Annotated in this window: 11 protein-coding genes; 2 read left to right on the top strand and 9 right to left on the bottom strand. The window is 62.3% G+C overall.

Going from position 1 to position 11390, the window contains the following annotated elements; translation table 11 throughout:
• Window positions 1-923, bottom strand: a 923-nt coding sequence (locus tag Q1K49_RS03670) for a hypothetical protein (RefSeq protein WP_300522936.1), incomplete at its 3' end; no start/stop codon positions are given.
• A 193-nt stretch (window positions 924-1116) separates the two neighbouring features.
• Entirely contained in the window at window positions 1117-1590 is a 474-nt protein-coding gene (locus Q1K49_RS03665) for a ferritin family protein (protein WP_213692721.1), read from the bottom strand.
• Between the two features lie 826 nt (window positions 1591-2416).
• Here Q1K49_RS03665 and Q1K49_RS03660 point away from each other — a divergent pair.
• A complete protein-coding gene (locus tag Q1K49_RS03660) occupies window positions 2417-4816 on the top strand; it encodes a PAS domain S-box protein (RefSeq protein WP_300522931.1) in 2400 nt (799 codons plus the stop codon).
• Window positions 4813-5964 (top strand): response regulator, encoded by a 1152-nt coding sequence (locus Q1K49_RS03655; protein ID WP_300522928.1) that lies wholly within the window; start codon window positions 4813-4815, stop codon window positions 5962-5964. Before Q1K49_RS03660 ends, Q1K49_RS03655 begins: the two co-directional genes overlap by 4 nt.
• A 27-nt stretch (window positions 5965-5991) precedes the next feature.
• Here Q1K49_RS03655 and Q1K49_RS03650 read toward each other — a convergent pair whose 3' ends face one another.
• The 7 genes from Q1K49_RS03650 to Q1K49_RS03620 all read right to left on the bottom strand — a co-directional run bounded on the left by Q1K49_RS03650 (window position 5992) and on the right by Q1K49_RS03620 (window position 11093).
• Window positions 5992-6507: a hypothetical protein gene (locus Q1K49_RS03650; protein ID WP_213694500.1), complete on the bottom strand. Its 516-nt coding sequence runs from the start codon at window positions 6505-6507 to the stop codon at window positions 5992-5994.
• An 11-nt stretch (window positions 6508-6518) separates the two neighbouring features.
• Window positions 6519-7160, bottom strand: a complete 642-nt coding sequence (locus Q1K49_RS03645) for an L-fuculose-phosphate aldolase (protein WP_213694501.1) — start codon at window positions 7158-7160, stop codon at window positions 6519-6521.
• Window positions 7161-7323: 163 nt separating this feature from the next.
• Window positions 7324-7698 (bottom strand): hypothetical protein, encoded by a 375-nt coding sequence (locus tag Q1K49_RS03640; protein WP_300522925.1) that lies wholly within the window; start codon window positions 7696-7698, stop codon window positions 7324-7326.
• Between the two features lie 65 nt (window positions 7699-7763).
• Window positions 7764-7958, bottom strand: a complete 195-nt coding sequence (locus Q1K49_RS03635) for a hypothetical protein (protein WP_300522922.1) — start codon at window positions 7956-7958, stop codon at window positions 7764-7766.
• 1 nt (window position 7959) lies between these two features.
• Window positions 7960-8436, bottom strand: coding sequence for a peroxiredoxin (locus Q1K49_RS03630; protein ID WP_213694504.1), 477 nt, complete (start codon window positions 8434-8436; stop codon window positions 7960-7962).
• A 39-nt stretch (window positions 8437-8475) separates the two neighbouring features.
• A complete protein-coding gene (locus Q1K49_RS03625) occupies window positions 8476-9339 on the bottom strand; it encodes a thiamine pyrophosphate-dependent enzyme (protein ID WP_300522919.1) in 864 nt (287 codons plus the stop codon).
• A gap of 5 nt (window positions 9340-9344) precedes the next feature.
• Window positions 9345-11093, bottom strand: a complete 1749-nt coding sequence (locus tag Q1K49_RS03620) for a 2-oxoacid:acceptor oxidoreductase subunit alpha (RefSeq protein WP_300522917.1) — start codon at window positions 11091-11093, stop codon at window positions 9345-9347.
• Between the last annotated feature and the right edge of the window lie 297 nt (window positions 11094-11390).

Below are 11390 nucleotides of genomic sequence, written 5' to 3'. Positions count from 1 at the left end.
AAACCGATGTCGCACCCCCGCACATTTTCCCGCACATTTTTCGCGAACTCCTCCACCACGAGTTTCTCTTCTATCTCACTCACGCCGGGGGCACAGTTCACCTTGAACATCACCGCCGAGAGCCACCGCTTGTAGCGTGCGTCCCGGGAAAGTTCCTCCAGGCCACGGATGGCGAGGTAGGCCTCGTTGTAGAGACCGGTCCGCTCGTCGCGAAGGGGGCGTCGGCGGCGATCCTCGACGGGAGCCGGTTCCGGAGCTGTGCGAGGCGGCACGAGAAAGAAGAGGAGCACCTCCTCCTCGGGGAAAAAAACCTGTTCGATCTCCCAGGGGAGATCATCCAGGATGACCTCCGTTTTATCCAGCGGAAGAAGCCTCTCCACTCTCTGGGCAAGCAGGTTCTCCCCGCCCGAGGAGGAGTACAGGTCCGCGAAGGCGGGCGAAACACTCTGGACAGCGCCGCTTTTGTCCGTCACCAGGACGGGAAGGGGCGTGCGTTCGACAAGGGTTTTCCAGGTCACCCCCGGGAAGGATCGGACATGCCCCCCGCTCTCGCCGGTTACGGAAGAAGCCTCTCCGATCCCTTCGGGGTGAGACACCACATCGTACAGGGAAAGGAGAAGTGCGACAAGAACTGACGCGACACCCGCCCACGTCACAAGGGCCGGAGTACCCCAGGCCAGGGAGAGGAACGCCACGAGAAGCCCCTGGCAGAAGAGTTGAAGCTGCAGGAGGCGCGTTCGTTTTCCACTGAGGAGCAGAGACCCGTAGGCAATGCTCCCGATGAGATACGCGAGGAGAAAGAGCCCCCACAGCGGAGCGGGAAGGGACACCCTCGCCTCGGCGTTTCTGAGCACGCCGAGGAACAGGAGCAGCGGAAAGGAGACAAAGGGAGGGACCAGCACATAATCGCCGACCCGGTTCACCACGGGGCCTCTTTCCGGATTCCGCAGCCTCGCCGAAACGCCACGTGCGTCACCTCCTCAGGAATCTTCGCCGCACTCGCACGTCATCGCTACACTCGATTTCCCGCGAGAGGCATCGCAACGCCACACGCGGAAAAAAGGGTGTCGCGGCGTACGGCACCGCGGCACCCTTGTCCCGAACATTTTCCGACAACTAGAACATCAGCGGTCCTTCAATCTCTCCCCGGAGAGCATTGTACCTCACGAGAGCCTTGTCCATGTGGCTCCGCTCCATGGCCGCCAGATCCGTGAAAAGCTTTTTCGCCTCGCCTTCGGCGTGGCGCTCCATTTCCTCGTACAGTTCCGCGGCCCGCATCTCCGAGAGATACGCCGTGGAGGCGATGCGCAACAGGGAGTAGAAATCCTTGAATTCGTCCGCCTGCACTCGAAGGGCGGGGTCCACCACGAGGGACGGGTCGATGGAAGGTTCTTCGCCGAAGAGGCGGAGATAATAGGCCGTCAGCGACTTCCGGTGCTCGTCTTCCCACTCCGTAAGTTCCTCCAGCTCGCTCCGCAAATGACCCGCCTTGGTGTTTTCCGCCCATTTTCCGTAGAACTCGCTCGCCTGGATTTCCGCGTGAATGGCATACCGAAGTGCACCCTTCATGTCGAACACTTTCTGACCCATCTTTGAGAACCTCCTTTCGGGACTGTTCTGCGTTTTCGATTATAGGCATTGCGAATCCCTCTTTGCAAGGGCAGCCTCGTTGGAATTGCCTGAAGAATTCTTTCTCCGGAATTCCCTGCCCTTCCGACGCTCCGAGACTGTTGTGACGTTCTTTCCCCCTCCGGGAAATGCCGGAAACGTGTGTCCACATCGCCGGCCCCTTCGAAACGAAACCTTCGCCTCTGCACAACGCTCCATGATGCGCTGGAGAAAATTGCTCCCGTCGCCCGGAAATGAGCCGTCACCCCGGCATGATCCTGCCAATCGGCCACAAAAAGTGATTTTCGGGAACAACCTGTCAAACGACATCAGAAATCGCCCCCTCGACGACATGAAGAAACGGCCCACTTCAGTCGCAAACGAATATGAACCGGACGAGACATCAACGCCCTTCGTCAAACCAGCTTGTCCTCCTGTACGTCACATCTTCGTGCCTGCTCCATACGGTGTTTTCCCGCAACCGAAAGATCTCTCCCCGGACAATCGACACCGTGCCGTGCTGGAGGGGGCGGTCGAGGATGACGGCCGCCGAAACCGGAACGACCTTTTTCCGCAGCACGACGCGAGCACCTCTTCGCGCGGGCGGGATGCGGAACACTTCGCGTCGGAGGCATGCTTTCACGAGCCGTCCGTGTCATTTCCATCCACTCCACTCCCGCCCTTGCGGCGGCATTCCCGAAAAACCGCCGGGACATCTCCGCGTGTGCGCTTTCGGAGGGCGGCATGGGTTACAATGAAAACGGAATATCAAGAAACCGCTGTCCTTTCCGCGGTTTGGAGGTGTCTCATGTCCGACCTGTCTCGGGAGGAATCGTTTTTTTCTCTCGTCTTTTCCGAGTGCCCCCTGGCCATGGCGATTCTCCGGGGAGACCGGATTGTTTCCGCGAACAGCGCGTTCGCATCCCTCGCAGGCTATTCCGGGCACGAACAGTGCTCGGGCGAGTCCGCTCCGTTTCTCCTGCCCGAAATCGTGCCTTTCCTCATACTCGAAGAAACGGCAACAAGGGGGCAAAGCATCGATTCCGACACACTCTTTTTTCCGGGTCACTTGCATCGACAGGATGGAGAGCCCCTGGCAGTGGGTTTTTCCGTGACCGCGCTTCCACCCCGTCACTCCGACGGAGCGGGGATGACGCTTCTCCTCCTCCGCAACAACACGGCGTGCTCCGGAAGAGCTTCCTTCTCGGACCCGTCCATGGCGACACTCTTCCGGTCCATCGTCGACGAGGCGGACACGTTCATCCTGCGCTGGTTGGCGGATGGAACCATTCTCTTCGCAAACGCTTCCTACTGCACATATCGGGGACTGTCTCCCAAGGACATCGTGGGGCGGTCCGTCTTCGAGTTCGTCCCACCCCACGAACGGGAGAACCTGCGGTGGATCACCACGAGTCTCTCTCCGGAGCGTCCCACCTTCACCAGGGAGATCTGGGCGTACCACCAGGGGAAAAAACGCTGGCAGGAATGGACGCAGAAGGGGATCTTCGATTCCTCCGGCCACTGCGTGGAAATCCAGGAGATCGGCCGGGACATCACGGACAGGGTTCGCGCCAAGCACGAACTCGAACAGCTCTCCCGGGACCTGGAGGGAAAGATCACCGAACGCACGGTGGAACTCGCGGATCTCAACAGGGCGCTCCTCGCGGAAATCGGCGAACGCGAGGAGATTCAGCAGCGCCTGGAGCGCGAACAGCGCACGCTCGCCTTCATTCTCGACAACACGCCCAACGGCGTGGCGTTCTTCGACGGCAGAACCATCTCCTACGTGAACAGAGAGTTCACGGCCCTCACGGGATATTCACTGCAGCACCTCGGCTCCATTCGGGAGTGGTGCCGCCGTTTCCGCCCCGCGGACGAAGAGAACTCCCTGTGCGAGCAATTCTGGGAGGGGTACCTCGGCGACCCGGCACCCTATCCGGTGGTTCTCTCCATACACTGCCGCAATGGGGAGATACGGGACATCGAATTCCGGGCCTCGCTTGCGTCGGCGGACGCGCTCCGCGTGATTATGCTCGAGGACGTGACAGAACGGAAGCGCAACGAACGGCATATCGCAAAAGCGCTGAAATACCAGCAGGAACTCACGGACACCCTCGCCTCCGTCCTGGAGAACGCCCCCTACGGCATCGTCGTCACCGACGGCAGGGAGATCATCCTGGTGAACCCCGAGTTCACCCTCATGACGGGCTACACAAGACAGGATCTGCCCAACAGGAACGCATGGTTCGCCGCGCTGCACTCCGTCACGGAAGAGGAGGCGGTTCCCTCCATCGACTATTGGGAGGTCATAAACGCCGAACCGGAGAGTGTCATCGCTCCCATCCGCTGCAAAAGCGGCGAGCGGAAAATCGCCGAATTCCGGAGATCCCGCTCGCTGGAAAACGGCTCCTTCGTCATCATCGTCTCGGACATCACGGAACGGCAGCGCTTCGCCGAGGAGCTGGAAAAGGCACTACAACGGGAGAAAGAGCTGAACGAGCTCAAGAACACCTTCATCTCCATGGTCTCCCACGAATTCCGCACACCCATGAGCACGATCCTCTCCGCCGCGACGATCCTCGACCGTCATGGCGAATCCCTGAAGAAACCACAGATCGAGCGCTATGTAGAGAGCATTCGTCAGGGAATCTTCCAGATGGAACATCTTCTGGGAAATATCATCGAGGCGGGACGGGTCGAATCGGCGAATCTCACCTGTCTGCCCAGGCATGTGGAGCTTCGACCGCTCCTCGCCGCCGTCGTCGCCGATGTGGAAGCCGTGCTCAAACAGAAAGGGCGCATCGAGACGACCTGCGAAGAGGATCCGGAGCACCCTTTCGTCGTCGACGTGGACCTTCTTCGCCCCATTCTGACGAACCTGCTCTCCAACGCCATCAAATATTCCCCCGAAACGACGACGGTCTTCTGCGGAATCCGCCGGCAGGGAGAGGCGCTTCGCCTGGACGTCAGGGATTCGGGCATCGGCATTCCGCAGGAGGACCTCGGCAGGCTCTTTCATGTCTTCAACCGGGGACGCAATGTAGGAACCGTCCGCGGCACGGGACTTGGACTGGCCATCGTGAAACGCTGCGTCAGCGCCCACGGAGGAACCATTTCCATCGACAGCGTCGTGAACGAAGGGACCGTCGTGACCGTGCTTCTGCCCGCCGGCGGCGGCTCCTCAAAGGGGGAAGAGGGAACGCCATGAAAAACAGAATTCTTCTCATCGAGGACGAAGGTGAGTTGCTCGCGAACGTGGGGGATCTGCTGGAACTCGAGGGGTACACGGTCCTCAAGGCCGCTTCGGGGGAGGAAGGAATCCGGCTCGCCAAGGCGGCCCTTCCCGACCTGATCGTCTGCGACATTCTCATGCCCGGCGTGGACGGATACGGTGTCCTGAAAACCCTTCGGGACAGCCCCGCCACGGCGGACATTCCCTTCATCTTCCTCACCGCCAGGGCAAGGGCTGCGGACGTCCGCAGCGGTATGGAACGGGGAGCCGACGACTACGTCACGAAGCCCTTTTCGGGGGAGACCCTCCTCCGGGCCGTTGCGGCGCGGCTCACACGGCAGACGCTCCAGGAAAGCGCCACGGCCGCCCGATATGAGGAACTGCGGGGCAACCTCTCCAGGGCGCTTCCCCACGAACTCTTCACACCCCTCACCATTCTGCGCGCCAACGCGGAACGCCTCCGGGACGAGTGGGAACACATGGACAACGGACAGAGAAACGAACATCTGGACGCCATTCTGCGTGCTTCGGACCGCCTCTGTCGGATCACGAAGAACAACCTGCTCTACGCACGACTGGAGATCGCCCACAAGGACGCGACGTACCGCCGTCGATTCCTCCAGGGAGAAACGCTCTCCTTCCGACAGAGCCTTTCCGGCGTGGCGGACCGTACCGCCGCAGAACACGGTCGTACCTCCGACCTGTCCCTCCGGATCGACGCGGACGCGACGCTTCCCGTCGTGGACGAGCATTTCCGCAAAATCGCGGAGGAACTACTCTCCAACGCCTTCAAATTCTCTTCTCCGGGAACGGCGGTGACCGTCAGGGCAACCGTCGGGGAAGGGGTGTTCCGCCTCTCCGTCCACGATGAAGGAAGCGGCATGACATCCTCCCAGGTAGAGCGCATCGGCGCCTACGTGCAGTTCGACCGGCAGTTTCTGGAACAACAAGGAGCCGGGCTGGGGCTGATCCTCGCCAAGCGCCTTGCGGAGCTGCACCGAGGCACCTTCAGCGTGGAGAGCGCCCCCGACGAGGGAACCACGGTCACGGTAGTCCTGCCACTGAAGCGGCGACGCCCCCGGGCCGGCACTTCCGCCGGAGAGGTGCTTCCCTCCAGGTCCTGAGACGCAGGTCCGAAAAAAGAACGACGCTCACCAAAGCCGGAAGGAAGCGAGCGCCCGGAGCCATCCGTAGAAGATGTCGATCCGCGACGGAACAAGCGCGAAGACCGCAAAGGAACCCATGGGGATCACCGAGCGAAGGACGCGGAAAATGCTGAGTCCCGGATCCTTTCTGGCAATGACGCCCAACGCCCCCTCGCAGAGGAGAAACCCCAAGGCGTAGTAGACCCAGCGCGTCGCGCCGGGCTGCTGTGCATACTCCAACACCTTGAGGACCGAGAAGGCGGACCAGGCGCTCTGGATGTAGATCTCCAGAATCAGGAGCAATCCGCTTCCGAGAAGCAGAGGCAGGCGTTCCACCGAAAAACCGCTCTTTCTCGCCGCCACGTCTACGCTCTCGGCAAGGGGCTTCCGCGGCTGCGTGGACGCCTCGGGGGCGAGAAAAGCCTGGCAGCGCTCCACGAGAGAGACGACGCCTCTGAGATAGAGCACCGGAAAAGCCACCGCCGCGAGGCCGAGGGTAAGAAGGAACGTGAGAAAATGCACGGTCTTCCCTCCTACTGCTGCCCGTAGGCGGCGAACTTGGCGAGGACCGGCTCCATTTCCCCCTCGGAGAGGATCCGGGGCTCGCCGACACAGCGCGTCCGGTAGTACACTTGGGCGACGAACTCGATCTCCTCCGCAGTCGCGAAGGCTCTGGACAGAGTGGAACCGACGGCGAGAAGACCGTGATTTCCCAGGAGCACCGCGTTCCCCTCTCCGAGGGCCGATGCGGCACTCCGGGCCAGTTCGTCCGTGCCAAAGAGCACGTAGGGGATACAGGGCACGCGTTTCCCCGCGAACCCCACCAGATAGTGCACGGGGGGAATCTCCCAGCCGAGGCAGGCGAGCACCGTGGCGAAGGGAGAATGGGTGTGGACCACCCCGCCCGCGTCGGGCCGGGCCCGATAGGCCTCAAGATGCATGGCCCATTCGGAGGAAGGCTTCCGCCTCCCCTCCACCACTTCGCCGGAAGGCGAGAGCACCGCCACATCCTCCTCCACGATCTCCCCGTAGTCCATGCCGCTGGGCGAGATGGCTACCATGCCCGTCTCCGGAGAGCGACAGCTCAGATTTCCTCCGGTTCCCGCGGTAAGCCCCGCGGCGACGAGCTTCCTTCCGTAACGGACCACGGCGGCCCGTTCCTGCGCCAGAAGCATTGCCGCACCATCCTTTCCTGCACTCCGCATTCCTGTCGCTTCGGGCCGAACCGTCTTCCGGCCCCGAAAAGCACCGCCCCGGAAGAACGGAGAAAAACCGTTCCGGAGCGGTGCTGTCCTGCGTGACGCGAACGGTTCAGCCGGCCTCCCGCTCCCCGTTTCGTCAGGGGATGGGAACATCCTTGCGGAGCGTGCCGAAAATGTTGCACTTGGCCTCCACCGTGAGAACATCGCCGGATTTCAGCCCCGGCAGGTTCACCGTGAAGATCTCCTGGTCCTTGTCCGTCTGCCTGCTCGGTTTCGCCTGGGCCAGCTCCGTGCCGCCCTTGAGAATGCGGATCTCGTCGATGTAGTGTTTTTCCTCGTCCTTGACGCTGTGCTCGATGGTCACGGTGAGCGTGGCTGTTCCGGCATCATAGGCAACGGCGATGTCCTTGGGGGGATGGGCCTGCGCGACCGTACCCCACACAAAGAGCGCCGCAAGAAGCACTCCCGAGAAGAGAGAAACGACGTACCGCTTCCGTTCCGTCTGCCGCATCAATTCCGCCTCCTTTCCGGATAGGGCCTGTGCTCCGCCTGAAAACACCGCACGCGGGCCGGCCCTCAAAGCAGGTATCCCCAGAGCACCAAACATGCGTGCGTCGTCGCCACAACAAGAGCGCTGACACCGAGCGCCCTGTGCAGAGGAAAGAGCCTCCACTTCCGCACCCGGCGCTGCAGAAGACCCGTCACCACCGCCAAGGCCACCAATATATAGGCGACAATGCCGAGGGGCACAATCCAGGCGAAGGGATTCATGTCAGCCTCCCGAGTCCACGAACTCGTCGAGGACTGCAAGCACCTTTTCGGCATGTCCGAGGGCTTTCACGTTGTTCCAGATGCGCAGGACCTTCCCCTCGGGATCCAGCAGAAAGGTGGTCCGCACGACGCCGAGGGAGCGCTTTCCATAGAGCACCTTCTCCCGCCACACACCGTAGGTCTCGAGCATAGTCCGGTCGGGATCGCTGAGCAGGCGTACCCGAAGGGCATGCTTGCCGCGAAATGCCTCGTGGCTGGCGCAGGAATCGGGGCTGATCCCCAGCACCACCGCATTCCTCCGGGCAAACTCCTCTTCGAGGGCGGAGAACTCCAGCGCCTCCAGGGTACATCCCTTGGTGTCATCCTTGGGATAGCAATAGAGCACCACCCAGGAACCGGCGAGGGAACCGGGGGATACAATCTCTCCCGGCGCCTCTTCGAGGGCGAAATCCGGAGCCTGCATTCCCACTTCGATCACGACACCTCACCTCCTCTCCGTCGTCCTGGGTCTTCCGGCTCAGGCGTACTGCTTCCGGATGAAGGTTTCCAGATCCTTCATGTCCCGGCGGCGCCGGTACAGAGGAAGGCGATGTTCCCTGTAGGGAGCCAGATGATCCTCGAAAACGGGGCGTTCTCTCCGATAGAGAAGGCCGAGGGGCATCTTCTCCGCCTCGAAGGCCTTCCGCAGCGCCGCTTCCCGGTCCCCGGGATCGTGGGATCCGTCGAGATAATAGGTGTGTTCCTTGTACCACTTGAACGTGTTGATTTTGTTGAAGGAGACGCAGGGCTGAAAAATGTCCACCAGGGCGTATCCCCTGTGGAGGATGGCCTGTTTCATGATCTCCTTCGTCTGCTCCACGTCGCCGGAGAAGGCCCTCGCCACGAAGGACGCGCCGAGGCAGATCGCGAGCGCCACGGGATTGATGGGTTCGCTGAAGACACCCTCCGGCGAGGTGGGGGTCTTCATGCCCACAAAGCTCGTGGGGGACGCCTGTCCCTTTGTCAGTCCGTAGACGCCGTTGTTGTGGACGAAGTTCTTGACGTTCGGATTGCGGCGGATGGTGTGGAGGAAATGGTTTCCTCCCTCGCCGTACATGTCGCCGTCACCACCCACGGCAAGAACCAGCATGTCCGGGTTCGCCATCTTCATGGCGGTGGCGCAGGAAAGAGCCCGCCCGTGAAGACCGTTGAAGCAGTGGCACTTCATGTAGTGCGGCAGCTTCGCCGCCTGACCGATACCCGCGGCGACGACCACCTGGTCGGGGGCAATGTCCAGTTCCGCCAGAGCCTTTTTGAGCGCCTCCAGAATCTGGAAATCGCCGCACCCGGGACACCAGGAGAGATCCGCGTGGTCCATGTCGAAGATCCGAGGGTCTTTCACGGAGGTCACCTCCCCACCGTCTTGTCGAGCACGTCCGCGAGACCGCGGCGAACCTCCTCCACGGAGAACTGCAGCCCCTTCCATGTCCGCACCGACGCGTCCGCACGGCGCCCCGTCTCGCACCGCAGAAGCGTGGCGAGCTGTCCCGTGGCGTTTCCCTCCACGACGAAAACGTACTTCGCCCGGGCGAGCAGCGCTTCCGCCTCGGGCGCGATGGGCCACACCTGGGCAAAATGGAGCACCGCAGTGTTCGTCCTTCCCAGGGATGCCACAGCCTCCTCCACGATGGGGCGGGTGGAGCCCCAGCAGATCACGAGGATGTCCGCATCCTCCGGGCCGATGCGCGTCGGGGGCAGGGCCTCGCGGCGGAGCCCCTCGAACTTTCGGAGCCGGCGGGCGTTCATGCGGGTACGGAGGTCGAAGTCCTCGTACACGTGAGCCTCTTCGTCATGCTCGTGGCTGTCCGCACCGACCAGCCCCGTTCCGAAGCCGGGAACACTCCGGGGCGACACGCCGTCGGGGGACTCCTCGTAGCGGCGGTACTCCGGCCCAGCCTCGACGAGACACCGGTCGGGAGCGGCGTCGGGAAGGTCCGGCAGGGGAATGTCGTAGGATGTGTTGGTGAAATACTGGTCGGTGAGCACGATGGCGGGCGTCTGGTAACGGGCGGCAAGTTCGAAGGCCCTCCGGGTGAGGAAAAAGGCCTCTTCGAGGGTTCCCGGAGCGAAGAGAACCCGCGGGAACTCCCCGTGCCCTGAATAGAGGGCCAGTTCGAGGTCGGCCTGCTCCGTCCGGGTGGCCATGCCCGTGGCGGGACCAGGGCGCTGCGCCAGGTGAACCACCACGGGGGTCTCCATGATCCCCGCCAGGCTCAATCCCTCGGACATGAGGGCGAACCCGCCTCCCGAAGTCGTGCAGAGAGGCAGGGCACCCATGTAGGACGCACCCACGGCCATGTTCATGGCGGCGATTTCGTCCTCCACCTGTTCCACCGCCACGCCGAAACGGTCCGCGTTCTTCACCAGGAACGTGAGCACCCCCGTGGCGGGGGACATGGGATAGCCCGTGCAGAAATCGCAGCCCCCCGCAAGCGCCCCCAGAGCGACCGCCTCGGACCCGTCGAGGACGATCCGTTCCCCCTGGGGCGATGCATGCCCGAGGGAGACGCGGAGTACACCCCTGCGCAGGAGATCTCCCCCCAGGGCGAATCCCTTCTCCGCCACGGCGAGGTTGCCCTTCACCACGTCGAGGCTCTTCGCGCCAAAGCGCTCCGCGAAATAGGTTTCCAGAGCGGCGAAGGGCATTCCGAAGACTGCGGCAAGGCACGCCGCGGCAGCCACGTTGGTGTAGACCCTGTTTCCGCCCTCCCGGGCCGCCCGGAGAAACGGAACGGGCACGAAGCGCTCGCCGAGAGAGGCGAACTCGTCGCCCAGCTCCTCGGGATCCCCGAGAACGAGGGTTTCTTCGTCGATGCGGTCCCGGATGTTCGGGCGGATACCGCCGTTCAGGGCGACGAGCACGTCGATACGGTCCACGAGCCCCCGCACGGGGACGCTTCCGAGACGGATCTCCGTGGAATTGCTCCCCCCCCTCACACGGGACATGTACTCGCTGCTCGCGAAGACATGATATCCCGCTGCCTTGGCGAGCCGCACCATGAGATGTTCCACCGTCTGCACGCCCTGTCCAGCAGCGCCGCAGAGAACAAGAGAAATGTCGCTGGTACCCCTTCGAGGAACGTTCACGAGCCTCATCCCTCCCCGTTTCCCGAAGCCCTCCGGAACCTCTGTGCAACAGCCTCCGGAGACCTCGATTTTCATTGATTTCAGTGTAGCACATGGCGAAGTACGAGCCTAGCGCGACCGTTCTTCCGTCCTCCGCCTTCCGGCGGGTTTTTTCTCTCCTTCGTTGCAGAGGGAGTGCTTCTCGACTATACTTGAGACACAAAGACCAATGTACCTTTCGGGGGTATACAAATGCGCCCATGGCGCTTCCGGTCCAACACGACTCTCGGTGTGGCCCTGCTTCTCTTCGGAACGGTCAGCCTGCTC

Source organism: Aminiphilus sp. (genome assembly GCF_029975095.1).
Lineage (GTDB): Bacteria > Synergistota > Synergistia > Synergistales > Aminiphilaceae > Aminiphilus.
This window is presented reverse-complemented; position numbering and strand designations above follow the sequence as displayed.

Excerpts from the sequence above, each read along its gene's own strand:
- Q1K49_RS03665 (WP_213692721.1), bottom strand. The coding sequence starts at position 1,590 with ATGGGTCAGAAAGTGTTCGACATGAAGGGTGCACTTCGGTATGCCATT.
- Q1K49_RS03660 (WP_300522931.1), top strand. The coding sequence starts at position 2,417 with ATGTCCGACCTGTCTCGGGAGGAATCGTTTTTTTCTCTCGTCTTTTCC.
- Q1K49_RS03655 (WP_300522928.1), top strand. The coding sequence starts at position 4,813 with ATGAAAAACAGAATTCTTCTCATCGAGGACGAAGGTGAGTTGCTCGCG.
- Q1K49_RS03645 (WP_213694501.1), bottom strand. The coding sequence starts at position 7,160 with ATGCTTCTGGCGCAGGAACGGGCCGCCGTGGTCCGTTACGGAAGGAAG.
- Q1K49_RS03640 (WP_300522925.1), bottom strand. The coding sequence starts at position 7,698 with ATGCGGCAGACGGAACGGAAGCGGTACGTCGTTTCTCTCTTCTCGGGA.
- Q1K49_RS03635 (WP_300522922.1), bottom strand. The coding sequence starts at position 7,958 with ATGAATCCCTTCGCCTGGATTGTGCCCCTCGGCATTGTCGCCTATATA.
- Q1K49_RS03620 (WP_300522917.1), bottom strand. The coding sequence starts at position 11,093 with ATGAGGCTCGTGAACGTTCCTCGAAGGGGTACCAGCGACATTTCTCTT.